At 74.9% G+C, this 24,308-nt stretch carries 27 protein-coding genes; 20 read left to right on the forward strand and 7 right to left on the reverse strand.

Annotated features, from left to right (window positions below; genetic code table 11):
* Positions 1–16: 16 nt before the first annotated feature.
* Entirely contained in the window at positions 17–391 is a 375-nt protein-coding gene (locus KC207_RS01165; RefSeq protein ID WP_211601058.1) for a DsrE family protein, read from the reverse strand.
* A gap of 12 nt (positions 392–403) precedes the next feature.
* On the opposite strand from KC207_RS01165, the gene KC207_RS01170 reads away from it, so the two are divergent.
* The gene (locus tag KC207_RS01170; RefSeq protein ID WP_211601059.1) at positions 404–913 is read left to right on the forward strand and encodes a heme-binding beta-barrel domain-containing protein; all 510 of its coding nucleotides are present in this window, start codon (positions 404–406) and stop codon (positions 911–913) included.
* Positions 914–988: 75 nt separating this feature from the next.
* Here KC207_RS01170 and KC207_RS01175 read toward each other — a convergent pair whose 3' ends face one another.
* On the reverse strand, positions 989–2,041 hold the full coding sequence (locus tag KC207_RS01175; protein ID WP_249138473.1) for an LCP family protein: 1,053 nt from the start codon (positions 2,039–2,041) through the stop codon (positions 989–991).
* Positions 2,042–2,106: 65 nt separating this feature from the next.
* Here KC207_RS01175 and KC207_RS01180 point away from each other — a divergent pair, with 65 nt between their 5' ends.
* The 9 genes from KC207_RS01180 (at position 2,107) to KC207_RS01220 (ending at position 8,463) form a co-directional block, all read left to right on the forward strand.
* Entirely contained in the window at positions 2,107–2,526 is a 420-nt protein-coding gene (locus KC207_RS01180) for a Fur family transcriptional regulator (protein ID WP_211601061.1), read from the forward strand.
* On the forward strand, positions 2,523–3,551 hold the full coding sequence (gene ygfZ, locus KC207_RS01185) for a CAF17-like 4Fe-4S cluster assembly/insertion protein YgfZ (RefSeq protein WP_249138474.1): 1,029 nt from the start codon (positions 2,523–2,525) through the stop codon (positions 3,549–3,551). The genes KC207_RS01180 and ygfZ overlap by 4 nt, the downstream gene beginning before the upstream one ends.
* Before the next feature lie 51 nt (positions 3,552–3,602).
* Positions 3,603–4,460: a beta-keto acid cleavage family enzyme gene (locus KC207_RS01190; protein WP_211601062.1), complete on the forward strand. Its 858-nt coding sequence runs from the start codon at positions 3,603–3,605 to the stop codon at positions 4,458–4,460.
* A gap of 370 nt (positions 4,461–4,830) precedes the next feature.
* Positions 4,831–5,334, forward strand: coding sequence for a DUF4395 domain-containing protein (locus KC207_RS01195; protein ID WP_211601063.1), 504 nt, complete (start codon positions 4,831–4,833; stop codon positions 5,332–5,334).
* Positions 5,335–5,435: 101 nt separating this feature from the next.
* On the forward strand, positions 5,436–5,801 hold the full coding sequence (locus KC207_RS01200; RefSeq protein ID WP_211601064.1) for a helix-turn-helix domain-containing protein: 366 nt from the start codon (positions 5,436–5,438) through the stop codon (positions 5,799–5,801).
* A gap of 62 nt (positions 5,802–5,863) precedes the next feature.
* Positions 5,864–6,547 (forward strand): hypothetical protein, encoded by a 684-nt coding sequence (locus tag KC207_RS01205; RefSeq protein WP_211601065.1) that lies wholly within the window; start codon positions 5,864–5,866, stop codon positions 6,545–6,547.
* A gap of 123 nt (positions 6,548–6,670) precedes the next feature.
* Positions 6,671–7,657, forward strand: coding sequence for an asparaginase (locus KC207_RS01210; RefSeq protein ID WP_211601066.1), 987 nt, complete (start codon positions 6,671–6,673; stop codon positions 7,655–7,657).
* A complete protein-coding gene (dtd, locus tag KC207_RS01215; RefSeq protein WP_211601067.1) occupies positions 7,654–8,079 on the forward strand; it encodes a D-aminoacyl-tRNA deacylase in 426 nt (141 codons plus the stop codon). Before KC207_RS01210 ends, dtd begins: the two co-directional genes overlap by 4 nt.
* Before the next feature lie 51 nt (positions 8,080–8,130).
* Positions 8,131–8,463, forward strand: coding sequence for a DUF2516 family protein (locus KC207_RS01220; RefSeq protein ID WP_211601068.1), 333 nt, complete (start codon positions 8,131–8,133; stop codon positions 8,461–8,463).
* Between the two features lie 90 nt (positions 8,464–8,553).
* Here KC207_RS01220 and KC207_RS01225 read toward each other — a convergent pair whose 3' ends face one another.
* The gene (locus KC207_RS01225; protein WP_211601069.1) at positions 8,554–9,351 is read right to left on the reverse strand and encodes a class I SAM-dependent methyltransferase; all 798 of its coding nucleotides are present in this window, start codon (positions 9,349–9,351) and stop codon (positions 8,554–8,556) included.
* A 56-nt stretch (positions 9,352–9,407) separates the two neighbouring features.
* On the opposite strand from KC207_RS01225, the gene KC207_RS01230 reads away from it, so the two are divergent.
* The 4 genes from KC207_RS01230 (at position 9,408) to KC207_RS01245 (ending at position 12,937) form a co-directional block, all read left to right on the forward strand.
* Complete coding sequence (locus KC207_RS01230; protein WP_211601070.1) at positions 9,408–10,202, forward strand: hypothetical protein; 795 nt, start codon at positions 9,408–9,410, stop codon at positions 10,200–10,202.
* Positions 10,203–10,204: 2 nt separating this feature from the next.
* On the forward strand, positions 10,205–11,521 hold the full coding sequence (mshA, locus tag KC207_RS01235) for a D-inositol-3-phosphate glycosyltransferase (RefSeq protein WP_211601071.1): 1,317 nt from the start codon (positions 10,205–10,207) through the stop codon (positions 11,519–11,521).
* Complete coding sequence (locus tag KC207_RS01240; protein ID WP_211601072.1) at positions 11,518–12,096, forward strand: type III secretion system chaperone family protein; 579 nt, start codon at positions 11,518–11,520, stop codon at positions 12,094–12,096. The genes mshA and KC207_RS01240 overlap by 4 nt, the downstream gene beginning before the upstream one ends.
* A gap of 103 nt (positions 12,097–12,199) precedes the next feature.
* Positions 12,200–12,937, forward strand: coding sequence for a phosphoglyceromutase (locus KC207_RS01245; protein ID WP_211601073.1), 738 nt, complete (start codon positions 12,200–12,202; stop codon positions 12,935–12,937).
* A gap of 31 nt (positions 12,938–12,968) precedes the next feature.
* Here KC207_RS01245 and KC207_RS01250 read toward each other — a convergent pair whose 3' ends face one another.
* Together KC207_RS01250 and KC207_RS01255 are read right to left on the reverse strand one after the other, a co-directional pair.
* Complete coding sequence (locus KC207_RS01250; RefSeq protein ID WP_211601074.1) at positions 12,969–14,900, reverse strand: hypothetical protein; 1,932 nt, start codon at positions 14,898–14,900, stop codon at positions 12,969–12,971.
* Positions 14,897–16,972: a hypothetical protein gene (locus tag KC207_RS01255; protein WP_211601075.1), complete on the reverse strand. Its 2,076-nt coding sequence runs from the start codon at positions 16,970–16,972 to the stop codon at positions 14,897–14,899. Before KC207_RS01255 ends, KC207_RS01250 begins: the two co-directional genes overlap by 4 nt.
* A 100-nt stretch (positions 16,973–17,072) precedes the next feature.
* Between KC207_RS01255 and KC207_RS01260 the strand changes: the two genes are divergently transcribed.
* Genes KC207_RS01260 through KC207_RS01270 form a run of 3 tightly spaced genes read left to right on the forward strand, consistent with a single transcriptional unit; the run spans position 17,073 to position 20,154 of the window.
* Positions 17,073–18,800, forward strand: coding sequence for a carbon starvation CstA family protein (locus tag KC207_RS01260; RefSeq protein WP_211601176.1), 1,728 nt, complete (start codon positions 17,073–17,075; stop codon positions 18,798–18,800).
* A 6-nt stretch (positions 18,801–18,806) separates the two neighbouring features.
* Positions 18,807–19,091 (forward strand): cory-CC-star protein, encoded by a 285-nt coding sequence (locus tag KC207_RS01265; RefSeq protein ID WP_211601076.1) that lies wholly within the window; start codon positions 18,807–18,809, stop codon positions 19,089–19,091.
* Positions 19,092–19,125: 34 nt separating this feature from the next.
* Complete coding sequence (locus KC207_RS01270) at positions 19,126–20,154, forward strand: ArsA family ATPase (RefSeq protein WP_211601077.1); 1,029 nt, start codon at positions 19,126–19,128, stop codon at positions 20,152–20,154.
* Positions 20,155–20,184: 30 nt separating this feature from the next.
* Here the strand turns inward: KC207_RS01270 and phoU are convergent, their stop codons facing one another.
* Positions 20,185–20,886, reverse strand: a complete 702-nt coding sequence (gene phoU, locus KC207_RS01275; protein WP_211601078.1) for a phosphate signaling complex protein PhoU — start codon at positions 20,884–20,886, stop codon at positions 20,185–20,187.
* Between the two features lie 188 nt (positions 20,887–21,074).
* Between phoU and KC207_RS01280 the strand changes: the two genes are divergently transcribed.
* Both KC207_RS01280 and KC207_RS01285 read left to right on the forward strand, forming a co-directional pair.
* On the forward strand, positions 21,075–22,271 hold the full coding sequence (locus tag KC207_RS01280) for a sensor histidine kinase (protein WP_211601079.1): 1,197 nt from the start codon (positions 21,075–21,077) through the stop codon (positions 22,269–22,271).
* A complete protein-coding gene (locus KC207_RS01285; RefSeq protein WP_211601080.1) occupies positions 22,268–22,948 on the forward strand; it encodes a response regulator in 681 nt (226 codons plus the stop codon). The genes KC207_RS01280 and KC207_RS01285 overlap by 4 nt, the downstream gene beginning before the upstream one ends.
* A 31-nt stretch (positions 22,949–22,979) precedes the next feature.
* Here KC207_RS01285 and KC207_RS01290 read toward each other — a convergent pair whose 3' ends face one another.
* Positions 22,980–23,543, reverse strand: coding sequence for a hypothetical protein (locus KC207_RS01290; protein WP_211601081.1), 564 nt, complete (start codon positions 23,541–23,543; stop codon positions 22,980–22,982).
* Between the two features lie 276 nt (positions 23,544–23,819).
* Here KC207_RS01290 and KC207_RS01295 point away from each other — a divergent pair, with 276 nt between their 5' ends.
* Positions 23,820–24,302: a CarD family transcriptional regulator gene (locus KC207_RS01295; RefSeq protein WP_211601082.1), complete on the forward strand. Its 483-nt coding sequence runs from the start codon at positions 23,820–23,822 to the stop codon at positions 24,300–24,302.
* The last annotated feature ends 6 nt before the right edge of the window (positions 24,303–24,308 follow it).

The following is a 24,308-nucleotide window of genomic DNA, read 5'->3' on the forward strand; positions in this document are numbered from 1 at the left end:
GGATGACGGTCGCCGGTCAGTAGACGAGCGAGCGGGCGCCGGGCGCCATGACCTCCTCGACGAACGCCGCCGCCCCACGGACCTGCGCCCCCGGCACGAGGTCGTCGGCGGACAGCTCACGCCGCGCCGCGCACTGTCCGCACACCGTGACCCGGCCCCCCTCGAGCAGCGCGTCCCGCAGGTCGGCGAACGGGCTCGCGTGCGGCAGCTCGACCGCCTCTGCCCGCCCCGGCACCGCCATCCACGCCGCGTCACCGGTGAGCCACAGGCTCACCTCGACGCCCGAGGCGAGCGCGGTCGCCGCGACGGTGAGCCCCTGGTTGAGGCGCTCGAGGGCCTCGGTGCCGCACGTGACCTTGACGACGAGGGTGGGCGTGGCGGAGGAGTCCATACACTCGACCCTATGGTCTTCCAGCTCGACACCACCCTCCACGAGGATCTCGCCCCGCTCGCCTGGCTCGTCGGCTCCTGGGCCGGCGTCGGCCTCGTCGGCTACCCGACGATCGAGTCCCAGCGCTTCGGCCAGGAGGTCGTCGTGAGCCACGACGGCCGCCGTTTCCTGCGCTGGGAGTCGCGGACGTGGGCCCTCGACGAGGACGGCAACCAGGTGCGGCCGCTCGCGACCGAGCTCGGGTTCTGGCGTCCGGTCACCCCGGCCGAGGACGGCACGAACGTCGAGCTCCTGCTCGCCCACCCGACGGGCTTCGTCGAGATGTACGCCGGGAAGGCCGAGCCGGCGAAGGTCGAGCTGCGCACCGACGGGGTGATGCGCAGCCCCGAGGCCAAGGAGTACGCCGCCGCGCAGCGCCTCTACGGCTACGTCGAGTCCAAGCTCATGTGGGTCATGGACATGGCGGCGATGGGGCAGGAGATGCAGTCGCACATCTCCGCCGAGCTCACGCGCACCTCCTGACGACACCGTCCGGGCCACGCCCCCGGACGCCACGAGGCCCCGGCCACCCGCGGTGACCGGGGCCTCGTCGCCGGGTCAGGGGGTGACGAACACGTCGAGGTACTCGTCCATCGTGTCGGTGCGCAGGGCCTCGCCGAGCGACTCCATGCCCGCCTCGTCGACGACGTCGATCGACCCGGCGACCGGGTCCATCGCGAAGCCCGAGTACGGCGCGGTGGCGAAGACGACGTCGCCGCTGCGGATGCCCCGTAGCTCGAGGGCGTAGTCGCGCATGTCGCCGGCCGTGAGGTTCTGGTCGACGACGAGGTTCTCGGTCGCGGCGTCGGTGAAGCGGGCGACCTTCACGGGGTTCGTGATGGTGTCGCGGCTCGTCGCCTCGAGGAGCAGGGCCTTGATGACGGCGAGCTGGCGGCGGCCGCGGGAGATGTCGCCCTCGCTCAGCTCGTAGCGCTCGCGGACGAAGGCGAGCGCCTGCTCGCCGTCGAGCTCGTTCCAGCCCTCGACGATCGCGGCGCCGCCGTTGCCGCCGGCGCTGTTGCCCTCCTCGGCGTACACCCGGACACCGCCGACGGCGTCGGTCATCCGCTTGAAGCCCTCGAAGTCGGTGCGGGCGACGTGGTCGATCCGCACCCCGAGCAGGTTCTGCATCGTCTCGACGAGCAGGGGCGCCCCGCCGAAGGCGTAGGCGGCGTTGATCTTGTTCTTGCCGTGGCCCGGGATGCTCACGTAGAGGTCGCGCGGGAAGTGGATCATCTGGACCGACTCGGGGTCCTCGGGGATGTGCACGAGGACGATGACGTCGGATCGGCCGCGGTCCGACCCGCGGGTGTCGCTGCCGAGGACGAGGAAGTTCGTCCCGGTGCCGGTCTCCGGGACCTCCACCTCGGTGCCGTCCTCCTTGACGATCGGCGCCGGCTCCGGCAGGAGCTCCTCCTGGGAGACGTTGTTCGAGACGGTGAACCCGAGGAAGCCGATGTAGCCGACGACGGCCGCGAGGACCAGGGCGACCACCGAGAGGATCACGACGAGGACGCGGCGACGGCGGCGTCGGCCCGGTCGGGGGCCGTCGTGGTCGGAGTCGTCGTCCCCCGAGCCCACGCCGTCGAGGAGGTCGTGGTGTTGTGTCACGCGCACAGTGTAAGGACCGCCTCCCCGTTCGTGAGGCAGGACGCCTGAGCGCATACTGTGGGGTGATGAGCGACCTCGGCGCCCGGCTGCGCGCCCGCGGCAAGCGGCTCACGTCGCAGCGTGAGCGGGTGCTCGCCGCGGTCGGCCGTCTCGGGCACGGGACGCCGGACGAGATCGCCGACGCCGTCGGCTCCGACGGGGGCGGCGCGCTGCCGGTCTCGACGGTGTACCGCTCGCTCGACGCGCTCTCCGAGCTCGGTCTCGTGGGGCACACGCACGTCGACCACCGGGCGCCGAGCTACCACCTCGCCGACCACGCCACCCACGTCCACGTCGTGTGCCGGGGGTGTGGCTGGGTCGGCGAGGTCCCCCTCAGCGCGGCCGACGAGCTCGTCGCCCGCATCGACGACCGCCTCGGCTTCGCCGCCGACGCCGGGCACGCCGCCGTCCACGGACTGTGCCGAACCTGCCGGGAGGACCCGTGACCACATCCCTCACCACCCCCAGCCCGCTGCTGCGCCGACACGGCGCCGTCGAGGAGGAGGGCCCCGACGCCGGCGTCGCCGCGCACTACGGCGACCCGATGCGCGAGCAGCGCCTGCTCGCCGAGGGCCTGGCCGTCGTCGACCTCAGCCACCGGGGGGTCGTCACCGTCTCCGGGCCGGACCGGTTGTCCTGGCTGCACTCGATGACGACCCAGGACCTCACCGGCCTGCGACCGCGGCAGTCGGTCGAGACCCTCGTCCTCACCCCGAAGGGCCACGTCGAGCACGCCGTCCACCTCGTCGACGACGGTGAGGTCGCGTGGCTCACGACCGAGCCCGGCGGGGCCCCGGCCCTCGCGGCGTGGCTGGACTCGATGCGGTTCATGCTGCGGGTCGAGGTCGCCGACGTCACCGACGGGTGGGCCGTCCTCGGCGAGCCGCTCGGTGGCGAGTCCGCCGACGGTGAGCCGCTCGCGTGGGTCGACCCCTGGCCCGGTCCGGTCGGCGACACCGCCGTCTACGGGCCGCTCGAGGGGCACCCCGCTGCGGGCCGCGCCTGGCGCGAGCTCATCGTGCCGCGGGGCGACCTCGAGTCGGCGGTCGGCGACCGCCCGGTCGCCGGGTCGTGGGCCGCCGAGGCCCTCCGGGTACTCGCCTGGCGCCCGCGGCTGGGCCTCGAGACCGACCACCGGACGATCCCGCACGAGGTCGACTGGCTGCGCAGCGCCGTCCACCTGCACAAGGGGTGCTACCGGGGCCAGGAGACCGTCGCCCGGGTCCACAACCTCGGGCGCCCGCCGCGGCGGATCGTCTTCCTCCACCTCGACGGGTCCGGGCACGTCCTGCCGGACGCCGGCGCCCCCGTCCTCGCGGGGGAGCGCGAGGTCGGCCGCCTGACGTCGGTCGCCCGGCACTTCGAGGACGGTCCGGTCGCGCTCGCGGTCGTCAAGCGCAACGTCCCCACGGACGCCGATCTTCTCGTCGGCGGGGTCGCGGCCGCGCAGACCGTCGTCGTCGAGGGCTGAGCGCCGGAGATCCTCCGGCGCTCCGCGGGTGCCGGCTGCCATGATGGCGGCATGACGACGACGCCGGCCGGCTCCTCCGGCACCCTCATCACGGTCGCGCCCACGGGGGCCGAGCACGCGAAGGCGGACGTCCCGCAGCTGCCGACGACGCTCGAGGAGGTCGTCGACACCGCGCGGCGCTGCGAGGCCGCCGGCGCCTCGATGATCCACCTCCACGTCCGCGACGCCGAGCACGCCCCCACTCTCGACGGCCGCCGCCTGCGCGAGACGGTGGACGCCGTCCGCGAGGCGACCGACCTCGTCGTCCAGCTGTCGACGGGCGGCTCGGTCCACGACCCCCTCGAGCAGCGGCTCACCGTCCTCGGCGCCGAGCCGGACTCGTGCTCGCTCACGTGCGGGACGACGAACTTCGGCGACGACGTCTTCCTCAACCCGTGGCCGTTCATGTCCGAGCTCTACCTCCTCGCCCGGGAGCGCGAGGTCGTCCCGGAGTTCGAGCTCTTCGACCTCGGGCACGTCCACGCCCTGCGCCGGCTGCTCGACACCCACGGCCTGCCGTTCGGCGGTCGGGTCCACGTCGACTTCGTCGCCGGCGTACCCGGCGGGATGCCCGCGAGTCCCCAGGCACTGCTCGCCGGGGTCGTGATGCTCCCCCCGGAGGTGACGTCGTGGTCGGCGACCGGCATCGGGCGCGGGCACCTGCCGGTCATGGCGGCCGCCCTGTCGGCGGGTGGTCACCTGCGGGTCGGGATGGAGGACAACGTCGTCCTCTCCCGGGGCGTCCCGGTGCGGCACAACGACGAGCTCGTCGCCCGCGCGGCCGAGGTCGCGACGCTCCTGCAGCGTCCGCCGCTGTCGACGGCCGAGGCGCGGATGATGCTCGGCGTCCGGGACCGTCGGCGCCGCTGACACCGACCCGGCGGCGAGGGGCCGGTGTTTCCCGGGGCGCAGGCCGGCGGACTCGCGCCGCCGGGGTGTAGGGGTGGTGCGAAACCCTCCGCGCGTGGAGGGTCTCGTCCACGCGTGGAGGGTCTCGCGGCGCCACCCTTTCCAGGTGGGTCGCTCGGTGGCTCCGGCTGCGCGTGATGACGCCGGCTGCCCGCCCCCACCCGACCGGTGTCCGGGCCGTGCCCGCGACTCGGGCGCGGGCGTCGACGGTCCGCGGCGCCCCCGGCCTCGAGTACGGCCGCGGCCCGCACCGCTCCTCGCGCCGCTGGGGACGGTCCACCGGGTGGACAGGGTCCATCACGCGGGGAACAGGGACGCATCATCGGTGGTTATGGAGCGCGTGACCTCACTGCTGCACTTCCCCTCGGCCGTCAACGAGAAGGCGGCCCGCACCGTGGCCGCGGGTGTCGTGGTGCTCACCGCGCTCACGCTCGCCACGGGGTGGCTGTGGATGAGCCTCGTCCTCGCCGTCGGCTTCGCCCTGCGAGTGGCTGCCGGCCCCCGGTTCAGCCCGCTCGGCCGCCTCGCGGCGCAGGTCGTCGCGCCGCGGCTCGGGGAGCCGCGGATGGTGTCGGGCTCGCCGAAGCGGTTCGCCCAGGGGGTCGGCCTCGCCGTCACGGCGGGGGCGTCGGTGGCCTGGGCGCTCGGTGCGCCGGTCGTCGCGACCGTGCTGCTCGCGGTGCTCCTCGTCTTCGCCGCGCTCGAGGCCGGGCTCGGCTTCTGCGCCGGCTGCTGGGCCTACGGGCACCTCATCCGTCTCGGTGTCGTCGGTGACGACGCGTGCGTCGAGTGTGCGGACATCTCGCTGCGGCGGCGGGAGCCCAGCAACGTGTGACCGGTGCCGGGCGCCCCGCCGGCACCCGGAGGACACCGTGTGGTCACCGTCACGCTTGCTCCAGTTTGCATCATGCTAACTGGAGCAAGCATACTGGGGGCATGAGCCGGAACCCGCTGAACGACCTGGGCGAGAGCCTCGGCGACTACGTGCGCGAGCAGCGCACGGCCGCCAAGCTCTCGCTCCGTCAGCTGTCCGAGCTCGCCGGGGTGTCCAACCCCTACCTGTCGCAGATCGAGCGCGGGCTCAAGCGCCCGAGCGCAGAGATCCTCCAGCAGCTCGCGAAGGGCCTCGAGGTCTCGGCGGAGTCGCTCTACGTCCGGGCCGGCTTCCTCGACGCCGGTGCGGTCAGCAGCGACTCCGGCGTCCCCGACGTCCGCCGGGCCATCGCCGAGGACCCCGTCCTCACGGCACGCCAGAAGAAGACCCTCCTCGACATCTACGAGTCCTACGTCGAGGTGGCCTGACGGCAGCGCCGCCGCCCGGCCCACGAACCACACCCCTCCCGTCACCCCCGAAGGAGACCGCCATGGCCGTCATCGACGACCTCCGCAAGACCATCGACACCACCCCCCTCTACGCCCTCGCCGGCGTCACCGACCTCGCCGTCGCCAAGGTCCGCGAGACCCGAGACGACCTCACCAAGCGCGCCGAGGCCGCCCGGACCGACCTCGCGCCGGCCGCCGTCCAGGCCCGCGCCACCGCGTTCGCCGAGCAGCTCAAGGAGATGCCGGCCCTCGCCATCAACCAGGGCATGGTCGCCTCCGGCAAGGTCGCCGAGCACTACGACGGCCTCGCGACCCGCGGCAAGGACGTCATGACCCGCGTGCGGACCCAGCAGTCGACGAAGGATCTCGTCGCCCAGGCCGAGACCACCGTCGCCCAGGCCAAGGGCGCCGTGACGACGGCCCGGAACGCCGCCTCCGAGATCGAGCGCTCGGCCAAGGCCACGCTGACGACCGGCCGCAAGGAGGCCGTCAAGGTGGCGAACGTCCTCACCGAGTCCGCCGCCCAGGAGGCCGCGACCGCCCAGACCGAGGTCGCCGCGTCGGCCAAGCGCACCCGCAGCGCCGCCAAGCGCACGACGACGACGACGAAGAAGGCGACGAAGAAGACGACGTCGGCGACCAAGCGCGCCGGCACGTCCGCGAGGAAGACGGCCAAGACCGCCCCGAAGACCGCCGAGAAGGCGAGCGAGAAGGTCGGTTCCTGACCCCGTCCGTCCCCGGCGTCCCGGGTCACCCACGAGACGCCCGCCGCACCCCGGTCGCCCGGCCCCACCCGGCACGCGACCGGGGTGCGGTGCGTCCGGGGCGGCGCGGCTAGGGTCTGGGCCGTGCCGCTCTCCACCCCTTCCGCCCTGGCCGACGCCCCCGTCCTCGCCCACGTCGTCCGCGGCGGGGTCGTCGAGTCCGCCCACCGTGCGAGCGTCGCCGTCACCGCCCCCGACGGCACGGTCCTCGAGGCCTGGGGGGACCCGCACGACCCCGTGTTCCCCCGCTCGTCGAACAAGCCGATGCAGGCCGTCGCCATGCTGCGCGCCGGGCTCGACCTACCCCCGGAGCACCTGGCGCTCGCCTGCGCCAGCCACAGCGCCGAGCCGTTCCACCTCGACGGCGTCCGCGCGATGCTCGCCGCGGTCGGCCTCGCCGAGTCCGACCTGCGCAACACCCCGGACCTGCCGTACGACGAGCAGGAGCGCGACGCGTGGGTCGCCGCCGGGCACGTCGCCCGGCCCCTCGCGCAGAACTGCTCGGGCAAGCACGCGGCGATGCTCGCGACCTGTCGGGCCGTCGGCTGGGACCTGGCGACGTACCTCGACCCCGGCCACCCGCTCCAGCAGGAGATGGCCGACACCCTCGCCGACCTCGCCGGGGAGCCCGTCGCCGCCACGGCCGTCGACGGGTGCGGCGCCCCCGTCATGGCTCTCTCCCTCGCGGGCGTCGCCCGGGCCTTCGCGCGGATCGCGACCGCGGACGCCGACACCCCGCAGGGCCGGGTCGCCGCCGCGATGCGGGCCCACCCCGAGCTCGTCGGCGGCACCCGGCGGGACGTCACCGCACTGATGCGCGGGACCCCCGGCGTCGTCGCCAAGGACGGCGCCGAGTCGGTGTACGCCGTCGGGCTGCCGGACGGCCGCGGCGTGGCCCTCAAGGTCGTCGACGGGGCCGCCCGGGCCCGACCGGTCGTCCTCGCCGCCGTGCTGCGCCGGCTCGGGGTCGCGTCCGAGGCCTACGGACGGCTCGAGGACGCGCCGGTGCTCGGCCACGGCGAGCCCGTCGGGTCGGTCGTCGCCGTCGGGATCGAGGACGGCCCCGCGTGAGGACCGTGCTGCAGCGTGCCTCCCGGGCGTCGGTCACCGTCGACGGCGAGGTCGTCGGCGGCTTCGACGGCCCGGGTCTCGTCGCCCTCGTCGGCGTGACGCACGACGACGGACCGGAGCAGGTCGCGACGACCGCCCGCAAGATCGCCGACCTGCGGATCCTCGACGGGGAGCGGTCGGCGTCCGACGTCGGCGCCCCCGTGCTCGTCGTCAGCCAGTTCACCCTGTACGCGGACACCCGCAAGGGCCGCCGGCCGTCGTGGAACGCCGCGGCGCCCGGGACCGTCGCCGAGCCGGTGCTGGACGCCGTCGTCGCCGACCTGCGGGCCCGCGGGCTCACCGTGACGACCGGGGTGTTCGGGGCTCACATGGACGTCGAGCTGGTGAACGACGGCCCCGTGACGATCGTCCTCGATGTCTGAGACCCGGTGCCGCCGAGCGTCGCCGGGCGGCGGACCGCTTAGGCTTGCCTCATGGGCCTCCTCTCCGGTGCGCAGTACTGGGTCACCGTCGTGCTGTCCGTCGCCGCGTTCGCCGTCGAGCTCTACGCGCTCGTCGACTGCGTGCGTCGGCGCCCGGACGCGTTCACGGCGGCCGGCAAGCGGACGAAGAACTTCTGGCTGCTCGTCACCGGCGTCGCGGCCGTCTTCGGCTTCGTCGTCCTCGGCAGCCCGAACAGCCTGGGCATCATCGGGATCATCGCGGTCATCGCCGCCGGGGTGTACCTCGCCGACGTCAAGCCCGCGCTCGACCAGGTGATGGGGCGCGGCGGCGGAAGCACCCAGGGGCCCTACGGCGCCTGGTGACGCTCGCTCGCCCGTCCCGTGGCGCCGCGGGCCCACCTCGCGTCACGCCCACGGTGCGTCACGCCCACCGCGCTCCGGGTCCACGGCGGGTCACCTCCTCGGCGCCACGGCCGACCAGTCGACGGTGAGCTCGCCCAGCCGCCACCGCGCCGGACCGTCCCGCACCGGCCACCCGTCGTCCCGCAGCGCGGCCGCCGCCGCGACGAACCGCTGCCGCACCCCGTAGGACGCGAGCGCGGCCCGGCGCTCCCACGCCGCGTCGAGGGCCCCGAGCAGCGCGTGGACCCGCTCGCCGGGGACGTTGCGGTGGATGAGCACCTTCGGCAGCCGCTCCGCGACCACGCCCGGTCGCTCCAGGCCCCGCAGCCGCCACCCGAGGCTCAGGCTGTGCGGACCGTCCCGCGTGACGGCCACCCACGCGGCGAGTCGGCCGAGCTCGTCGCACGTGCCGTCGACGAGCAGCCCGTCCGGCGCGAGCCGGGCCGTCGTCGTCGCCCACGCCGCCGCGACGGCCGACTCGTCGTACTGCCGCAGGACGTTGAACGCCCGGACGAGGACGGGTCGGGCGTCGCCGGGCAGCGGCACCTCGAACCCGCCGTGGGCGAAGCGCAGGCCCGGCCGTTCCAGGGGCCGGGCCGCCGCCACCCGGGCCCGGTCGATCTCGACCCCGACCACCTGCACGTCGGTCCGGACCCGCCGTAGGCGCTCGGCGAGCTCGACGGCGGTGACCGGCGTCGCGCCGTAGCCGAGGTCGACGACGACGGGGGAGGGGCCCGCCCGGCGCAGCCGCCACGCCTGCGGTCCGGCGAGCCAGCGGTCGCAGCGGCGCAGCCGGTTCGGGTTGGTCGTCCCCCGGGTGACGACCCCCTCGGGTCCGCGGCCGCTCACGGCCCCAGGCTAGACGGGGCCGACGGGCTCCCAGCCTGCGGACTTACGCTGACCGGGTGCTGGAGCGGCTTCGGAGGCAGGGACGCGAGGGGAGGACCAGCCTCTCGATGGTCTCCTTCGTGCTCTCCCTCGTCGCCGCCCTCGTCCTCGGTCTCACGTCGTGGGTCCCGCGGGTCCTGGCGCGGGACGTGGGCATCACCGACGTCCAGCCCGGTCTGCTGTCGGTCGCGCAGAACGCCCGAGGGGTGCAGTCGCTCGGGGCGGGACTCACCGTCGGCCTCTACGAGCGGGGCTTCCGGCTCTCCCGCGGGACGACCGTCCTCGCCGACACCGTGACGCGCGGCGCTCCGGTCGTCGCGATGAAGGGCGGGTTGGTCGAGCACGAGGGGCACCCGAGCGAGCGGATCACCTCGGCCCTGGTCGACGTGAGCATCGACGCGGTGACCCGGGACGGGGACGCCGTGACCTACAGCGGGGTCGTGTCGGGGCCGGGGGAGGCGCTGCCGCTGCGGATCAGCTTCGAGCCGCTCGCCGGCCGGATCCGGATGGACGTGCGGGTGCGCGGCGCGGACGCGGTCGCGCTGAGCCTGGACTGGCGCCCGGCGACGACCGGCATCGCGCCGGCGCTGCCCGAGCGCAACCTCAAGAGCCGGGCCTACTGGGTCGACCCGACCGTCGTCCAGCAGCCCGCGTTCACGTGGATCCTCGGCACCGACGTCTCGATCGGGCCCGTCAGCGTCCCGCGGGCGGTCGACCTGCGCCAGGACGGGCGGATCGCGCTCCACGTGTGGTCCCCGCGCGCGGTCGTCACCGTCACCGACACGCCCCGGCAGCCCGTGTCAGACTCGTGAGCATGCCCCTGCCCGACCGCTCCGCCGCGCCCGGCCGCGTGGCGATGGTGTCGGTGCACACCTCGCCGCTCGACCGTCCGGGCACCGGCGACGCGGGCGGGATGAACGTCTACGTCCTCGAGGTCGCCCGCCGCCTCGCGCGGGCGGGGACCGCCGTCGACCTCTTCACCCGCACGACGAGCGCCTCCCAGCCGGACGTCGTCGACGTCGAGCCGGGGATCGTCGTGCGGCACGTCGCCGCCGGGCCGTACGAGGGCCTGTCGAAGGAGGAGCTGCCGGGCCAGCTGTGCGCCTTCGCCGCCGGGATGATGCGCGTCGCGGCGCACGCCCCGCGCGGGTACTACGACCTCGTCCACTCGCACTACTGGCTCTCGGGCCAGGTCGGCTGGCTCGCCGCGGACCGCTGGAACGTCCCGCTCGTGCACACGATGCACACGATGGCGCGGGTGAAGAACCTCCACCTCGCGGCGGGCGACGAGCCGGAGCCGCGCGGTCGGGAGATCGGCGAGGCCCAGGTCGTCGAGGCCGCGGACCGGCTCGTCGCGAACACCGAGCGGGAGGCCCGCGAGCTCGTCGACCTCTACGGCGCCGACCCCGAGCGTGTCGCCGTCGCGGAGCCGGGCGTCGACCTCGAGGTCTTCACCCCGGGCGACGGTCGCGCCGCGCGCCGGCGTCTCGCGCTGGGCGAGGACGCCGTGCTGCTGCTCTTCGTCGGCCGGATCCAACCGCTCAAGGCACCCGACGTCCTCATCCGGGCGGCCGCCGAGCTCGTCCGCCGCGACCCGTCGCTGCGGGACCGGCTCGTCGTCGGCGTCCTTGGGGGCGCGAGCGGGGCCGGCGTGCGCACCCCGATGGGGCTCGACGCCCTCGCGGAGTCCCTCGGCATCGGCGACGCCCTGCGGGTCGTCCCGCCGGTCGACCGGGCGACGCTCGCCGACTGGTACCGCGCCGCCGACGTCGTCGCCGTCCCCTCGCACAGCGAGTCCTTCGGCCTCGTCGCCGTCGAGGCCCAGGCGTGCGGGACCCCCGTCGTCGCCGCCGACGTCGGGGGGCTGCCGACCGCCGTCGGGGACGCGGGGCTGCTCGTCGACGGGCACGGGACCGGACCCTGGGCCGACGCGCTCGGCCGGGTCGTCACGGACGCCGACCTGCGGGCGAGCCTGTCGGCGCGCGCGGTCGAGCACGCGCGCGGCTTCGGCTGGGACCGCACGGCGGACCGGCTGCTCGAGGTCTACCGGGCCGCGACCGACCGGCCGAAGGACGTCTCCATCCACGACGCCGAGCGGCTCTCCGGCATCCCCTGGGCGGTGATCCCGTGACCTCCGACGCCTGGCAGGACGACGACCCGGGGACGCCCGCCGCGCCCGCACCGCTCGCCGGGACCCCGAACGCCCTCCTCGACGTCGTCCGGGACGCCCTCGACGAGGCGGGGGTCGACCACGAGCCCGGCTCCCGGGTCGAGGAGGTCGTCGCCACCCTGCCCGGCGAGAAGAAGCTGCGAACGGTCGTCTCGCTCGTCTGCGGCGAGGACGCGCTGTCGGTGTCCGCGTTCGTCGTGCGCAACCCCGACGAGAACCACGCCGACGTCTACCGGTTCCTCCTGCAGCGCAACCTGCGGCTGCCGGGGCTCGCCTACGCCATCGACGCCTCCGGGGACGTCTACCTCACGGGTCGGGTGCCCGCGGCGGGCGTCGACGCCGACGTCGTCGACCGGCTGCTCGGCGTCGTCCTCACCGCCTGCGACGAGCCGTTCAACGAGCTCCTCGTCCTCGGGTTCCTCTCCTCGATGCGCACCGAGTGGGCCTGGCGGGTCGACCGGGGCGAGAGTTTGCGCAACCTCGAGGCGTTCCGGCACATCCTCGAGCGCGAGGGCGACCCGCCGCGCGCCGACTGACGCCCGCTCGGTGCGACCTCGCGCCGACCCAGCGACCTCGCACGGTGGGCCGCTGGGTGGAAGGGGCGGCCGGTCCGGTGCACGGCGTCGCTAGGGTGGCGACATGACGGAACACACCCTCGTCCTGCTCCGCCACGGCGAGTCCGACTGGAACCAGAAGAACCTCTTCACCGGCTGGGTCGACGTCGACCTCACCGAGAAGGGCCGGGAGGAGGCCCGCCGCGGCGGACGCCTCCTCCAGGAGGCCGGGCTGCTGCCCGACGTCCTGCACACCTCGGTCCTGCGCCGCGCCATCACGACGGCGAACCTCGCCCTCGACGCCTGCGACCGGCACTGGATCCCCGTCCGTCGCAGCTGGCGGCTCAACGAGCGCCACTACGGCGCCCTCCAGGGCCTGGACAAGGCCGCCACTCGGGAGAAGTACGGCGAGGAGCAGTTCATGCTGTGGCGCCGCAGCTTCGACACCCCGCCGCCGCCGATCGAGCCCGGCAGCGAGTTCGACCAGGCGGGCGACCCGCGGTACGCCGGCATCGACGTCCCCGCCACGGAGTGCCTCGCCGACGTCATCCCGCGCCTCATGCCGTACTGGGAGGGCGAGCTCGCCGACGACCTGCGCGCCGGCCACACCGTCCTCGTCACCGCGCACGGCAACAGCCTGCGGGCGCTCGTCAAGCACCTCGACGGGATCGGCGACGACGAGATCGCCGGCCTGAACATCCCGACGGGCATGCCGCTCGTCTACCGGCTCGGGGACGACCTCATGCCGACCGGGCCGGGCGAGTACCTCGACCCCGACGCCGCCGCCGAGGCCGCCGCGGCGGTCGCCAACCAGGGGCGCTGAGGGCCGCCACCACCGACCCCGACGCCGCCGGTCATCCCTCGTCGAGCGAGGTCCCCCGCAGCGGGGGGCCGTCGTGGACGAGCTCGCCGTCCGGGCCACGCACCTCGAGCAGCACCGACTCCGGGTCGACGGAGCGACCCTCCGACGCCATCGGCAGCACCGCGACGCCGTCCCGGACGACGCCCTCGACCGGGGGCAGGTCGGCGTCCTCGGGCGCGGTCCACGTGATGCGGACCCGGCCGTCCGGGGTGTCCGGGGTGAGGACGAGGTAGCGGTCGTCGCGGCCGGGCGGGTCGAACCACAGGACGAACGGCTCCGCCGCCCGGTCGGCCGGGACGACCTCGGGTGAGGTGAGGAGGCGGACGACGTCGGGGTCGACGCCACGCACCTCGAGCAGGCGCAGCACGCCCCCGTCCGGTGTCGTGACCGCGGCCAGCCGTACCCGGTACGGCGCCCTCGTCCCGGCCGGGTCGAACGCGGTCTCGCGCCGCCGGGTGTCGACGAGCGCCCGGACGTCGAGGTCGTCCTGCGGGATGCCGGTGGCCGCCTCGACGTACGGCAGCGTCCAGCCGTAGTCGGCGGTCGGGGCGGACTCCTGGGGGTCGGGTCCGGGGCCACCGAGGTCCGGGACCCAGGAGCGCGGCAGCACCGGACGGGTGACGAGGGCGTCGTCGACGAGCACCCGGGACGTCACGGGGAGCCCGTCGCCCACCGACGCCAAGCCCACGCCGCCCTCGAGGGGGACCGCCTGCGCGTCCCGCACGACGTCGCCCTCCGGGGTGGGGGTCACCGTGCCCGTCACCTGCACCTCGGGGAGGTCCGGTCGGGCCAGGACGAGCAGCCTCCCGTCGTCCCGGGTCACGGGCAGCCCGACGGCGAGGACCTCCTCTCCCGCGACGGCGAAGCCCGACTCGTAGGAGACGGCGGTGAGGCGGTCGGCCGGGGCCCCGGCGGGGCCCACCCACGCCGAGACGACCGACCCGTCGGCGAAGCCCACGGGGGCACGGACGGCGACGACGACCCGCAGGTCACCGACGTCCCCGGCGAACACCGGCCTGGACTCGGCGGCCCCGACCGCGACGAGGCCCCGGATCGCGGGGTCGCTCGCCGCGTCCCCGCGGATCGGCCAGCCCCCGAGCGACTCCCACTCCGGCGCCGACGCGGGCAGCGTCCCGACCGGGGTCGCAGCCTCGTCCGCGGCAGGAGCGTCCGGCCCGAGCACGCCGGCTGCGCCGAGGGCCGCGGCGGCGAGGGCGGCCGTGACCGTGACGGTGGCGGTGAGGGCCCGGCGGCGGCGGCGTCGGGTGCGGGCGTGGACGAGGTCGGGGAGGTGGGCCGGGTCGGCCTCGGTTGCCAGACGCTGGAGGAGATGGTCGAGGTCGTGGGGGAGCAGGTCGTCGGCGGGTGCGAGCCCGTCGTCGGCGCGGGCGGTGCGGTGGGCGGTGAGGAGGTGGGTGCGGGCGGTGTCGAGGTCGTCGTCGGTGGGGTGTCCGGGTGGGAGGAGCCGGGCGAGCTCGTCGTCGTCGAGGTGCCAGAGGTGGGGTGCGGCGAGGACGGCTCGGACGGCGGGGGGCTGGTCGGCGAGGGCGTCGAGCAGGGCGTGCGGCACGGCGGAGGCGGGGTCTTCGGCGGCGGAGCGGAGCCGCGCGTCGACGGTGTCGGGGCCGGTGGTCGACGCCGGGGCGCGTCGCTCGTGGGTGAGGCGGCGCAGGAGCTCGCGCCGGGCGGCGGCGGTCGGGGTCGCCTCGTGGGCGGACCAGTCGCGGGTGACGGCGTGGAGGGCGTCGGCGGTGAGCTCTCGGGCCCGGTCGACGTCGAGGAGGGCGACGGTCGCGGCGGCGAGCAGCTCGGCGCCACGGACGCGGGTGAGCTCGCCCGGCCCGTCGCTCCGGGCGTCCGTCCCGTCCTGGCCGCTCCCTCCCGTCGGCCCCTCCTCGCCGGAACGGTCCTGTCCCCCCGTCATCCGGCCGGCCCCCGGGTCGTGGGCGTCCCGGACCCGGCACCGGTGCCCGCCGGTGGACGACCGAACGCGCTACCCTCGCGGCCGGTGGCGACGAGCGGACGGCCGATCGGTGGGACGGCGTCGTAGGTGCGGGTCCCGTCCGCGGCCGTGACGACGAGCCGGAAGCCGGAGGCGTCGCGGGCGTTGACGACCTCGACGACGGCGGTGTCCTCGCGCATCGGGGTGACCTTCGAGACGGGGTAGGCCGCCGGGTTCGTCCCGAGGAGCTGGCAGCTCTCGCCGCCGCCGGGGACGACGACGAGGAAGCGCCCGGTGCGCGGGGGCACGTCGCCGAGCGGGACGACCACCGGGGCGCGGGCCTCCCACGCCGGCAGGGCGAGCGGCACGCTGTCGAGGGACCGCCCGGCGGCCCGGCCGTCGTCCTCGACGTGAACGGTCCGCACGACGCCTCCGGACGGGGTCGTCACCGACGTGACGCGGGTCCGACCGTCGCCCCCGAGCGGCGAGAGGGCGAACGGGTCGAGGACGCTGCCGTCGGTCACGGAGTCGACGAGGACGTCCGCCTCGAGCCGGCTCTCGGGCACCCCGGTGGCGGAGGCGACAAGCGCCCTGAGCGTGCGCGGGCCCGACGCCGCGACGACGGACGGCAGGTCACCCCAGGCCTCGGGGAAGAGGACGGGTCCGTCGTGCTCGCCGACCCGCACGCGGGCCGCGACCCCCCACGGGTCGTCGCGGCGCAGGTGGCCGACCCCGTCCTCGAGCAGCACCGAGCGGAACCCCCGCTCGACGGACCCGGCCCGGCTCACCCGCACCTCGGGCGAGAAGTAGGCCGCCCGCTCCGTCGGCCGGATCAGCACGAGGAGGACCGCGCCGACGGGGTGCGGGACCCCGATCGTCAGGACGTCCTCGGTCTCGGTCCGGTCGTTCCGGTACGGGATGGGCGTCAGCTGCGCGGCGGGCGCGCCGACGGTCCCCGCCCACACCCGCACGGACGTGATGCCCGGCCGTGGACCGGGCAGGGCCGCGACGACGACCCGGGCCCCCTCGACGTCGTCGGCGTAGACGACCCGGGCCGTCGGGCCGGCGGTGCGCGCGAGCCCCTGGACGGCGGCGTCCCCCGCGAGCGTGCCCCGGACCGGCCACGTCGTCGCGGAGTCCCAGGCGGGGGCGCCGTCCGCGGGCCGCGCCTCCTGGGTGAACGGGGTGCCCGTGGCGTCGTCCCCGACGGCACCTCGTCCGACGCCCCAGCCGACGCCCGCGAGGCCGATCGCGGCGGCGCCGCCGACGACGAGCGTGCGTCGGCGCGCGCCGGTGCGTCGGGCGGCGACGAGCGCCGCGGGGTCGACCGGTGGCGGACGGTCGGCCGTGAGGTCGTCGAGGACCCGCTCGACGTCGTCCCGCAGGGCGGGGTCGGAGAACGGGTCGTGGGGGCCGGTGTCGTCGAGGTGCCTGTCGTGAGGGTGCGTGTCGTGGGGGTCCGCGTGGTCGCCCGCCGTGGGGCCCGGGTCGGTGACGAGCGCCCGCCGCCGGGCCGCCCGCAGCCGCGACACCCCGGCGCGCAGTTCGTCGGAGCTGAGGGACCCGGACGCCGCGAGGTCGGACACCTCGTCCGGGACGAGGTCCCACCGGACGAGCGCGACGAGGCCGGCCCGGACCAGGGGTGGCTCGGTTACGAGGGCGTCACGCAGCGCCTCGCGGACGTCGATGTCCTCCGCCGCCGGGGGAGAGGACGCCCCGGGCGGGACCGGTGCCGGGCCCCCGGGCGACGGATCGCGCGGCGCGGGGGCCCCCGGCGCGGCCGCGGGGAGGGAGGTCGGCGCGCCGTCCGGCGTCCCCGACCGTTCCGCCCTGCGCGCCGGTCGGGACAGCCGCGTGAGCAGCGCCCGCCGGGCGGCCGCGGTGGGGGCGCCACCGGTGCTCGTCCAGTCCCGGACGACGTCGGCGCACGCCTCGGTCGTCACCCGCCGCGCGGCGACCGGGTCCCGCAGGGCGACGAGGGCCACCGCCTCGAGGTCCGGCCAGCAGGCGTCGACGAACGCCGCGGCGTCGTCGTCGAGCGGGCGGGGGGCCATGCCCCCATCCTCACCCCTGGGCCGCGTCCGCTGCGGTGGCCGGTGCCTGTGGGCTCGGGTACGTTGACGATGCCCTGGCATGCGATCGACGGAGACCGCCATGAACTCGCTCGGCCTCGCCCTCGTCGGGGGGCTGATGATCCTCGCGGGGTACGCGCTGTACTCGCGCTTCCTCGCCACCCGGATCTTCGCCCTCGACGACTCCCGGCCCACCCCGGCGCACGAGCTCGAGGACGGGGTCGACTTCGTCCCGACGAACAAGTACGTCCTCTGGGGCCACCACTTCACCTCGGTCGCGGGTGCCGCGCCGATCGTCGGTCCCGCCATCGCGGTGATCTGGGGCTGGCTGCCGGCCTTCCTCTGGGTGACGATCGGCACCGTCTTCTTCGCGGGGATGCACGACCTCGGCGCGCTGTGGGCGTCGGTGCGCAACAAGGGCCAGTCGATGGGGGCGCTCTCCGGCCGCTACATCGGGGGCCGCGGGCGCAACCTCTTCCTCGTCGTCATCTTCCTCCTGCTGCTCATGGTCAACGCGGCCTTCTCGGTCGTCATCGCGGGGCTGCTCGTCTCCACCCCCACCGCCGTGATCCCCACGTGGGGGGCCCTGGTCGTCGCGCTGGCGGTCGGTCAGGCGATCTACCGGTTCCGGTGGCGGCTGCCGCTCGTCTCGGTCGTCGGCGTCGTGGCGCTGTACTCCCTCATCTGGGTCGGCGACCAGGTCCCGCTCGCCCTCCCCGAGACGGTCGCCGGGCTGCCGGACACCTCGGTGTGGATCGTCCTGCTCTTCGTGTACGCGGGCGTGGCATCGCTGCTGCCCGTCTGGGTGCTCCTGCAGCCGCGGGACTACATCAACGGGCTGCAGCTCTTCATCGCCCTCGGCATCCTCTACGGCGCCGTGCTCGTCGCCCGCCCCGAGGTCGTCGCACCCGCGGTCAACGGCAACGTCCCGGAGGGCACCCCCTCGATCGTCCCGCTCCTCTTCGTCACCATCGCGTGCGGTGCCATCTCCGGCTTCCACGGCATGGTGAGCTCGGGCACGAGCTCCAAGCAGCTGGAGAAGGAGACCGACGCCCGCTTCGTCGGCTACTTCGGCGCGGTCGGCGAGGGGCTCCTGGCGCTCGGCGCGATCATCGCGGCGACCGCCGGCTTCCGGACGCTCGCCGACTGGGAGGAGGTCTACTCAGCCTTCGGCGAGGGCAGCGTCGGCGCGTTCGTCTCCGGCGGCGGTGCGATCGTCGAGAGCGGGCTGGGCCTGCCGCAGTCGCTGTCGGCCACCATCCTCGCGACGACGGCGATCCTCTTCGCGGCGACGACGATGGACACCGGCGTGCGGCTCCAGCGGTTCGTCGTCCAGGAGATCGGCGATCTCGCGGGGGTCCGGCTCGACAAGGGGCTCGCCACGCTCGTCGCGGTGGGCGTCGCGCTCGCGCTGACCTTCGGGGCCGGGGCGGACGGCTCGGGCGGGATGCTCATCTGGCCGCTCTTCGGCACGACGAACCAGCTGCTCGCCGGGCTCACCCTGTCCATCGTCGCGATCATGCTGCTGCGGCGTGGACGCACCGCCCTGCCGGCGCTCGTGCCGCTCGCCTTCGTCGGCGTCATGACGCTCTACGCCCTCTTCATCCAGCTCGGGACGTTCTGGTCCGAGCGCAACTGGCTGCTCCTCGTCCTCGACCTCGTCATCCTCGTCGCCTCGCTGTGGGTCATGGTCGAGGCTGTCTCGGCGATGCGCGCCGCCCGCCGGGGTGGAGGCGACGAGGACGAGCCGGCCGAGCGCGAGGTCGCCGCGTCGGGCGGGCCCCGGCCCCCGCGGCGCGACGACGCCTGACCTCCGATGACCGGGGACGCGACGCGCACGGGGACCGCGGGCCGGCTGCGGGCCGTCGCGGACGTGCTCGGCGACGTCCTCGCCGGGCCGTACGCGCGCACCTTCGCCCGGGCCCGGCAGGACGAGGACGACCTCTTCATGGTCGTCGTCATGGCCGAGGCGCTCGGCGTGCCCAACCCGGCGAGCTACTACACCGTCGAGCTCCTGCCGGTCGTCTACGACCAGGTGCACGACTGGCACCGCCGGATGGGCCTGGACCGCAGCCCGTTGGACCACTTCTCGTGCTGCTGACCCCGGGCGCGACCGTGCTGACCGGGGCCCGGCGGTGCTGAACGGGGTCGCCGACGGGCGGGAGGTCGTCTTCGTCGGCGGCAAGGGCGGCGTCGGGAAGACCGCGGTCGCCTCCGCGCTCGGGCTGGCCCTCGCCAGGACGGGGCGACGGGTGCTCGTCGTCTCGACCGACCCCGCGCACAACCTCGGCCACCTCTGGGGGCGGCCGGTCGGGGACTCCGTCGTCGAGCTCGCGCCGCTGCTCACCGGGCTCGAGATCGACCCGGCGCGCACGACCGACGAGCATCTGCGGGCGGTCCGCGAGACGATGCAGCGGCTCATGCCCGAGCAGGTGCACGGCGAGGTCGCACGGCACCTCGAGCTCGCCCGGGACGCCCCGGGCACCCACGAGGCGGCCGTCCTCGAGCGGATCGCCGAGGTGCTCGAGCGCCGTCAGCCCGACCAGCTCGTCGTCGTCGACACCGCGCCGTCGGGGCACACCTCGCGGCTCGTCGCGCTGCCGGAGCTCATGCAGGCCTGGACCGAGGGGCTGCTGCGCCGACAGGACCGGTCCGCCCGGTTCGGCGCGGCCCTGCGGGGGCTGCAGCGCCGGGGCTCCGGCGGGCGGACCCCGGACGCGGGGGAGCGGGCGGCGGCCGACGTCCTCGGCAGCCCGCCGCGGCCGGGGGACGGGCCGAGCGACCGGCGGGGGCGACGGGACGCCGAGATCCGGGCGATCCTCGACCGCCGACGGGCGCGCTTCGCGGACCTGCGGGGGCTGCTGCAGGACCCCGCTCGCAGCGCCTTCGTCATCGTCCTGGCCGCCGAGCGGCTGCCCGTCCTGGAGTCGGTCGAGCTGCACGGGCAGCTGACCCGCGCCGGCATGCAGGTGGGGGCGCTCGTCGTCAACAAGCGCTCGCCCGCCGACGCCGGGGACCTCCTCGCCGCCCGCCGGCGGCTCGAGGAGGGCTACGTGGCGCAGCTCGCGGAGTCGCTGCCGGGTCTGCCGGTCACAGAGGTGCCGCTGCTGCCCGAGGAGATCCTCGGCGCCGAGGGGCTCGGACGGCTCGCGGCGTACCTCTGAGGTCGCGCGGGGCGGGAGCCGCCGGGCCGGTCAGCGGGCGGTGTCGCCCCCGGAACCGTCCTCGGCGTCCTCGTGGCTGCCGTTCGCCTCGTGGCCCCACTCGCCGGTGACGATCCACACGACCCGCTCGGCGACCGAGACGGCGTGGTCGGCGAACCGCTCGTAGTACCGGCCGAGCAGCGTGATGTCGACGGCCGCCTCCGTGCCGTGCTTCCAGTCGCCGCCGGTCACCTTCTCGAAGAGGTGGCGGTGCAGGTCGTCCATCGCGTCGTCGTCGCGCTCGATCTCGCGGGCGCCCTGGATGCTGCGGTCGGCGATGACCGAGCCGCACTTCTCGACGATGAGCTCGGCGACCTGGCCCATCTCGCGGAACGTCGAGCGCAGCTCCGGGGGGACGGCCGAGTCGGGGTAGCGCAGGCGGGCGACCTTGGCGATGTGGCGGGCGAGGTCGCCCATCCGCTCGATGTCGCTGCTCATCCGCATGCTCGTCACGACGACGCGCAGGTCGGTCGCGACGGGCTGCTGGAGGGCGAGGAGGTCGAAGGACAGCAGGTCGATCTGCTCGCGCTTGGCGTCGATGTCGGCGTCGGCGGTGATGACGGAGTCGGCGAGGGCGACATCGGCGTCGAGAAGGGCGGTCGTGGCCCGGGTCATCGCCGAGGCCGCGAGGTGGGTCATGTCCACGAGGCTCTCGGCGATCCGGTCGAGCTCGTCGTGGTAGGCCTTGCGCATCACAGGTGGGGGTCCTCCGGTCGTGGTGGGTCGGGCGTCGCCGGGCAGGGGGCGGCGCGCTCGCGTCGCCGATCGTGCCAGCCCGCGGTGAACCCGGCACGCCGTCGAGGTGAACATCGGGCGACCAGGCCGGACGCGGAGCCGCAGATGGTCGGCCCCCGCTCCCGGCCCACCGTACGCTGGCTGTCGTGGATGTGACGATCGCCGCGGCGCTGGGTGGTGCCGCGGGCCTCGTCATCGGTGTCGCGGCGATGCTCGCGAGCCGGTGGTCCGAGCGCAGCATGAACGAGGCGCCCGAGCCCGAGGAGGCCGAGCTGCCCCGGGGCGTCGGCGACGTCCTGTCGGTGCTGCGCTCGATCGCGATCGTCGTCGACGCCTCCGACGCCGTCGTCACGAGCTCGGCCTCGGCCGTCACCTACGGCCTCGTGCGGCACGGCGAGCTGGTCCACGACGAGGTCCGCCACCTCGCGCGCCAGGCGCGCCGCGACGGGGTGATCCGCGAGGCCGAGCTCGACCTCGCCCGCGGTCCCGTCCCGGACGCCAGCGCCGTCATGCGGGTGCGGGTGGCCGCCCTCGGCGTCGCCCACGTCCTCGTCCTCGCCGAGGACCACACCCAGGCCCGGCGGGTCGAGGAGGTCCGGCGGGACTTCGTCGCCAACGTGAGCCACGAGCTGAAGACGCCGGTCGGCGGGATCGCGCTGCTCGCCGAGGCCGTCCTGGACGCCAAGGACGACCCCGAGGCCGTCGCCCGCTTCGCGGCCCGCATCCAGGTCGAGTCCACGCGGCTCGGGCGGCTGGTCCAGGAGATCGTCGACCTCTCCCGCCTCCAGGTGGCCGACACCCTGCACGAGCCCGAGCTCGTCGACGTCGGCTCCGTCCTCACCGAGGCCGGCGACCGGGTCGAGGTCGCCGCCGGGGCCCGGGGCATCGAGGTCCACATCGTGCCCGCCCCGGACGTGCGGGTCTTCGGCGACGCCGAGCTGCTCGTGACGGCCGTCGCCAACCTGCTCGCCAACGCGGTGAACTACAGCGACGCCGGGACCCGCGTCGGCGTCGGGGTGCGCCGGGTCGGGGACCGGGTCGAGATCGCGGTGACCGACCAGGGCCAGGGGATCCCGCTCGCGGAGCAGGAGCGGATCTTCGAGCGGTTCTACCGCGTCGACGCCGCGCGCTCGCGGGCCACCGGGGGCACCGGGCTCGGCCTCGCGATCGTCAAGCACATCTGCGCGAACCACGGTGGCGAGGTCACCGTGTGGAGCGAGGAGGGCCGGGGGTCCACCTTCACCATCACGCTTCCCGTCGCGGCGCCGGACGCCGTCGACGGGCCAGGGGCCGACCCGCACGCCGGGATGGTCACCACCCATCGAGGAGAGAGCATCGCATGACCCGCATCCTGATCGTCGAGGACGAGGAGTCCTTCTCGGACCCCCTGTCCTACCTCCTCGACAAGGAGGGCTACGACGTCACCGTCGCCGACAACGGCAACGACGCACTGACCGAGTTCGACGCCGACGGGGCCGACCTCGTCCTGCTCGACCTCATGCTCCCGGGGCTGTCCGGCGTCGACGTGTGCCGCGCGCTGCGGCAGCGATCCAACGTGCCGGTCATCATGCTCACCGCGAAGGACAGCGAGATCGACAAGGTCGTCGGCCTCGAGCTCGGCGCGGACGACTACGTGACGAAGCCGTACTCCTCCCGCGAGCTGCTCGCCCGGATCAAGGCGGTGCTGCGCCGCGGCACCGAGCCCGAGGAGCTGCTGCCGACGACGGTCGAGGCCGGCCCGGTGCGGATGGACGTCGAGCGGCACGTCGTCAGCGTGCGGGGCTCGGCGACGTCCTTCCCGCTCAAGGAGTTCGAGCTGCTCGAGATGCTGCTGCGCAACGCCGGGCGGGTGCTCACACGGGGGCAGCTCATCGACCGGGTGTGGGGCAGCGACTACGTCGGCGACACCAAGACGCTCGACGTCCACATCAAGCGGCTGCGGGCCAAGGTCGAGGACGACCCGGGCGCGCCGGCGCACATCCTCACCGTGCGGGGGCTCGGCTACAAGTTCGAGGCCTGAGGGCCTCGTCCCCCGGGGTCAGCCCTCGGGGTCAGCCCTCGGTCGAGGGGGAGGCGCTCGGCTCGGGCGGCGCGTCCGCCCCGGGGGTCGCCGACGCCTCGGGGGTCGCCGACGGTTCAGGGGTGGGCAGCGGCTCGGGCTCGTACTCGGCGTAGTAGAGGTCCGGCGGCAGGACGGGGACGGAGACGACGTTCTGGCCGCCCTCCGCCGTCACGACCGCGAGGGTGACGATGGTCCCGGGGGCCGAGGGCACCGAGTCGAGCCGGATCGTCGCGCCGCCGTCGTTGAGGGCGTCGCCGGTGAAGGCCGGCACCGACGCGGTGACCGGCGTGGCGCCCTCGAGGCCGAACTGGATCTCGACGGCCTCGGGGCCCTGGTTGACGACCTGTCCGACGAGCACCCCCGGCTCGCCCTCGCCCTCGCCGACGACGACGAGGTTGCGCAGGTCCAGGCCGGGCATCGTGAGGTCGCTGCCGTCGGCCGGGATGTACGGGAGGTCGGTCTGCACGGGGGAGAACACCGCGCATCCGCTCGCGAGGAGGGCGGCCCCGGCGACGGTGCCCAGGCGGAGGGAGGTGGTGGCGCGGTTCGTCACGCGGCCAGGATAGCGGCGGTCCCACCGGTGCCGCAGCGAGGGCCGCGACCGGGGCCCACGAGCCGTCCGGGAGCCGTCCGGGAGTCGTCCACGACCTGTCCGCGGGGGGCGCCCGGGCGCCCGCGCGATGCACGCCGGGAGGGGGTCTGTCAAGACCCAGTTTCCTCTCAGACTGCGCTCACACAAGCCTCTGACCTGCGAAAACGATGCTCTTCCGCATTGGGTGCGACCGCTCCTGCGTGGTAGACTTCTCGTCGCGAAAGGGGACAACACCACATGGTTTTCAAGGTCGGCGAAACGGTCGTGTACCCGCACCACGGTGCTGCACGGATCGAGGAGATCAACACCCGCACGATCCGCGGAGAGGAGAAGCTCTACCTCAAGCTCAAGGTCGCGCAGGGCGACCTCGTCATCGAGGTTCCCGCCGAGAACTGCGACCTCGTCGGCGTCCGCGACGTCGTCGACAAGGCCGGCCTCGACAAGGTCTTCGAGGTGCTGCGCACCCCGTACGCCGAGGAGCCGACCAACTGGTCGCGCCGCTTCAAGGCCAACCTCGAGAAGCTCGCCTCGGGCGACGTCATCAAGGTCGCCGAGGTCGTCCGTGACCTGTGGCGCCGCGACAAGGACCGTGGCCTGTCCGCGGGTGAGAAGCGGATGCTGGCCAAGGCCCGCCAGATCCTCGTCTCCGAGCTCGCGCTCGCCGAGAAGACCGACGAGGAGAAGGCCGAGAGCCGCCTCGACGAGGTCCTCGCGTCCTGATGCCCC

The sequence above is a fragment of the Phycicoccus avicenniae genome (assembly GCF_018139485.1).
Lineage (GTDB): Bacteria > Actinomycetota > Actinomycetes > Actinomycetales > Dermatophilaceae > Phycicoccus > Phycicoccus avicenniae.

Bases quoted from the DNA above. Each gene is read 5' to 3' on its own strand.
- KC207_RS01165 (WP_211601058.1), bottom strand. From the start codon at position 391: ATGGACTCCTCCGCCACGCCCACCCTCGTCGTCAAGGTCACGTGCGGC.
- KC207_RS01170 (WP_211601059.1), top strand. From the start codon at position 404: ATGGTCTTCCAGCTCGACACCACCCTCCACGAGGATCTCGCCCCGCTC.
- KC207_RS01180 (WP_211601061.1), top strand. From the start codon at position 2,107: ATGAGCGACCTCGGCGCCCGGCTGCGCGCCCGCGGCAAGCGGCTCACG.
- KC207_RS01190 (WP_211601062.1), top strand. From the start codon at position 3,603: ATGACGACGACGCCGGCCGGCTCCTCCGGCACCCTCATCACGGTCGCG.
- KC207_RS01195 (WP_211601063.1), top strand. From the start codon at position 4,831: ATGGAGCGCGTGACCTCACTGCTGCACTTCCCCTCGGCCGTCAACGAG.
- KC207_RS01200 (WP_211601064.1), top strand. From the start codon at position 5,436: ATGAGCCGGAACCCGCTGAACGACCTGGGCGAGAGCCTCGGCGACTAC.
- KC207_RS01205 (WP_211601065.1), top strand. From the start codon at position 5,864: ATGGCCGTCATCGACGACCTCCGCAAGACCATCGACACCACCCCCCTC.
- KC207_RS01220 (WP_211601068.1), top strand. From the start codon at position 8,131: ATGGGCCTCCTCTCCGGTGCGCAGTACTGGGTCACCGTCGTGCTGTCC.
- mshA (WP_211601071.1), top strand. From the start codon at position 10,205: ATGCCCCTGCCCGACCGCTCCGCCGCGCCCGGCCGCGTGGCGATGGTG.
- KC207_RS01245 (WP_211601073.1), top strand. From the start codon at position 12,200: ATGACGGAACACACCCTCGTCCTGCTCCGCCACGGCGAGTCCGACTGG.
- KC207_RS01250 (WP_211601074.1), bottom strand. From the start codon at position 14,900: ATGACGGGGGGACAGGACCGTTCCGGCGAGGAGGGGCCGACGGGAGGG.
- KC207_RS01255 (WP_211601075.1), bottom strand. From the start codon at position 16,972: ATGGCCCCCCGCCCGCTCGACGACGACGCCGCGGCGTTCGTCGACGCC.
- KC207_RS01260 (WP_211601176.1), top strand. From the start codon at position 17,073: ATGAACTCGCTCGGCCTCGCCCTCGTCGGGGGGCTGATGATCCTCGCG.
- KC207_RS01265 (WP_211601076.1), top strand. From the start codon at position 18,807: ATGACCGGGGACGCGACGCGCACGGGGACCGCGGGCCGGCTGCGGGCC.
- phoU (WP_211601078.1), bottom strand. From the start codon at position 20,886: ATGCGCAAGGCCTACCACGACGAGCTCGACCGGATCGCCGAGAGCCTC.
- KC207_RS01285 (WP_211601080.1), top strand. From the start codon at position 22,268: ATGACCCGCATCCTGATCGTCGAGGACGAGGAGTCCTTCTCGGACCCC.
- KC207_RS01295 (WP_211601082.1), top strand. From the start codon at position 23,820: ATGGTTTTCAAGGTCGGCGAAACGGTCGTGTACCCGCACCACGGTGCT.